This is a genomic window from Mesorhizobium sp. M7A.F.Ca.US.014.04.1.1, assembly GCF_003998745.1.
Lineage (GTDB): Bacteria > Pseudomonadota > Alphaproteobacteria > Rhizobiales > Rhizobiaceae > Mesorhizobium > Mesorhizobium ciceri.
This window is the reverse complement of sequence record NZ_RZRW01000690.1, coordinates 1-2,729: the sequence shown is the minus strand read 5'-3', so window position 1 is coordinate 2,729 and position 2,729 is coordinate 1. Positions and strand designations below refer to the sequence as shown.

Below are 2,729 nucleotides of genomic sequence, written 5' to 3'. Positions count from 1 at the left end.
GATCAAGATCGGCCGCCGCGGCTCGATGTCCGGCGCCGTCACCGTCAATGGCCGCCAGGGCCATGTCGCCTATCCCTTGCTTGCCGACAATCCGGTGCGCGGGCTGATGAGCCTGGTCGATGCCTTGCTGCATCCGGTTTTCGACAAGGGAACCAGGGATTTCCAGCCGACCAATCTGGAGGTCACCTCCATCGATGTGGGCAACCCGGCCACCAATGTCATCCCGGCCAAAGCGACCGCGACCTTCAACATCCGCTTCAACGACACCTGGACGGACGAGACCCTGCAGGCCGAAATCCACAACCGGCTCGACCAGGCGGCCAGGCGCAAGAAGTACCGGCAGGGCAAGAAGACGCCGGTCGACTACGAGCTCGTCTGGCGCGACCGGCCGAGCCATGTCTTCCTGACCCGTGACGACAGGCTGATCGAAACGCTGCGCGGCTCGATCAAGTCGGCGGTCGGCAAGGAGCCGACGCTGTCGACCTCCGGTGGAACCTCCGATGCGCGTTTCATCAAGGACTATTGCCCGGTGGTCGAGTTCGGGCTGGTCGGCAAGACCATGCACATGGTCGACGAGCGCGTCGCCATTGCCGACCTCGAGACGCTGACGCAAATCTACCAGCGCTTCATAGAAGACTGGTTCGGACAGGGCTGAACAGCATGCTTTCGGCGGACGAAACCCAAGCTTCGCTGACGGGCGCCTGGCGATTGATGCTCGGCAGAGCCGACGGCCTGCGCCTGCTCGACCTGTCGGCCGACGGCTTCTGGAATTCCTTCTTCGCCATTGTCGTTGCAGCACCGGCGCTGATCGTCGGCTGGGTCGGCATCGCCAACGAAATCGGCGATCCCGACGCCTTCGCGGGGCGCTTCAGCATGCTGGTGCGCCTGGCGACGGTCGACATCGGCTCCTGGGTGCTGCCGCTGGTTGCGCTCGCTTTCATCGCGCCGCGCGCCGGCATAGGCGGCCGCTTCGTCCACTACGTCGTTGCCAGCAACTGGGCTTCGGCCATCACCGCCTGGCTGATGCTGCCTTCGGCGCTGATCCGGCTTTTCCTGTCGTCCGCAAGCCAGGTTTCGAGCCTTGTGTCGCTGTTCCTCTTTGCCCTTTCTATGGTGCTGACCTGGCGCATGACAAATGCCACGATGGGCAGGGGCGCAGCGGTCGGCACGGCCGTTTTCGTCGGCATGTTCATTGCGTCGCTGCTGGTGCTGTTCGGCCTGCAGACGTTGCTCGGCATCACCGTCCCGGACGATGTCGGAGTTCAGAGCCTTTCCGGGCTCGTCTCGATCGGATAATCGACACCGGTGAGAAACAGCCCGTCGGGCGGCGCCACCTGGCCGCAGGCGGCGCGGTCGCGCGCCTCGAGCGATGTTTTCAGGTCGGCCGCGCTCCAGCCGCCGTCGCCGACACGCTTGAGCGAGCCGACCATCGAACGCACCTGGTTGTGCAGGAACGAGCGCGCCGAAGCCCTGACCTCGACCATGTCGCCTTGTCGGCTCACATCGAGCCGTTCCAGCGTCCTGATCGGGCTGTTGGCCTGGCACTGGGTCGAGCGGAAGGTGGTAAAGTCATGCCGTCCGAGCAGGACCTTTGCCGCTTCGTGCATGGCGCCGGCGTCGAGCCGCTTCGGCACCCACCACACCTTGCCCTTGTCGAGCGCGGCCGGCGCGCGGCGGTTCAGGATGCGGTAGAGATAGTGGCGGCCAATGGCCGAGAAGCGGGCGTCGAAACTGTCGGAGACCACCGTCGCTTTCAGGATGGCGATGCGCGCCCCGGCCGCCTGCAGATGGGCGTTGACGGCATCGCGCACCTTGTCGCTCGGCCACGCCTTGACGAGGTCGACATGCGCCACCTGCGCGGTCGCATGCACGCCGGCATCGGTGCGGCCGGCGGCGCGCAGCCTGATCGCTTCGCCGCAGAATTTTTCGATCGCCTGTTCGATCGCCTGCTGCACCGAAGGCTGATCCGCCTGGTGCTGCCAGCCGGCAAACAGGCTGCCGTCATATTCGATGTCGAGGCGAAAACGCGGCATTTGCGGCTAGAGCTCTCGCCTCGAGCAATTCCAGGAAAAGTGTGAAACGGTTTTCCGTTCGGAATTGCGTTAAAACAAAGAGGAGTGCAGTTCGCCGTTTCCGTGAAAACGGCTGACTGTTCTACGCGGCGAGAGCGGTGAAGGCGGAGGCGTAGACCAGCCTGCCTGCTTCTGGCGCGTCACCCCAGGCCAGCGCCTGCAGCGCTTCGCCCTGGTATTCGCTTTCGAAGTTCTCGGCACGCGTGTGGCTATAGCCGAAACGCCCGTAATAGGTGGGGTCGCCCAGCACCACGGCCAGCGTCTCACCACCATCCTTGAGGCGGATATGCGCCTCGCGGATCAGCGCGCCGCCAATGCCGCTGCCATGGAACGAGGGCTCCACCGCCAGCGGCGCCAGCGCCACGGCCGCGAAGGTCTTGCCGCCATTCTGGACGAACAGCCGCGAAAACAGGATATGGCCGACCACCTGGCCGTCCTCTTCCGCAACCAGTTCGGCAACCGCGTCGCCGCCGGTCACCAGCGCGTCGACCAGACCGGCCTCCGCCTGCTGGCCGAAAGCGTGTTCCTCGACGAGGCGGATGGCCTCGCGATCCCGCGGCGTTGCCGCGCGTATCGACATCATGCTCATGAGAATTTCAGTCCTTTTTCGATCTTGGCCCCGCGCAGGAATTCCGACGCGGCAGCGGGCTTTCCGCC

4 protein-coding genes are annotated in these 2,729 nt (G+C 64.9%); 2 read left to right on the top strand and 2 right to left on the bottom strand.

Annotated features, from left to right (window positions below):
• Both EOA22_RS30010 and EOA22_RS30005 read left to right on the top strand, forming a co-directional pair.
• A partial coding sequence (locus tag EOA22_RS30010; RefSeq protein WP_127390448.1) for a M20/M25/M40 family metallo-hydrolase occupies nucleotides 1-655 on the top strand: 655 nt, incomplete at its 5' end.
• A gap of 5 nt (nucleotides 656-660) precedes the next feature.
• Nucleotides 661-1,296, top strand: a complete 636-nt coding sequence (locus EOA22_RS30005; protein WP_063169726.1) for a hypothetical protein — start codon at nucleotides 661-663, stop codon at nucleotides 1,294-1,296.
• Here EOA22_RS30005 and truA read toward each other — a convergent pair.
• Nucleotides 1,263-2,033: a tRNA pseudouridine(38-40) synthase TruA gene (gene truA, locus EOA22_RS30000; protein WP_063169727.1), complete on the bottom strand. Its 771-nt coding sequence runs from the start codon at nucleotides 2,031-2,033 to the stop codon at nucleotides 1,263-1,265. The genes EOA22_RS30005 and truA overlap by 34 nt on opposite strands.
• A gap of 121 nt (nucleotides 2,034-2,154) precedes the next feature.
• Nucleotides 2,155-2,661, bottom strand: a complete 507-nt coding sequence (locus tag EOA22_RS29995) for an N-acetyltransferase (RefSeq protein ID WP_013528472.1) — start codon at nucleotides 2,659-2,661, stop codon at nucleotides 2,155-2,157.
• Nucleotides 2,662-2,729 lie beyond the last annotated feature (68 nt).

Excerpts from the sequence above, each read along its gene's own strand:
- EOA22_RS30005 (WP_063169726.1), top strand. The coding sequence starts at position 661 with ATGCTTTCGGCGGACGAAACCCAAGCTTCGCTGACGGGCGCCTGGCGA.
- truA (WP_063169727.1), bottom strand. The coding sequence starts at position 2,033 with ATGCCGCGTTTTCGCCTCGACATCGAATATGACGGCAGCCTGTTTGCC.
- EOA22_RS29995 (WP_013528472.1), bottom strand. The coding sequence starts at position 2,661 with ATGAGCATGATGTCGATACGCGCGGCAACGCCGCGGGATCGCGAGGCC.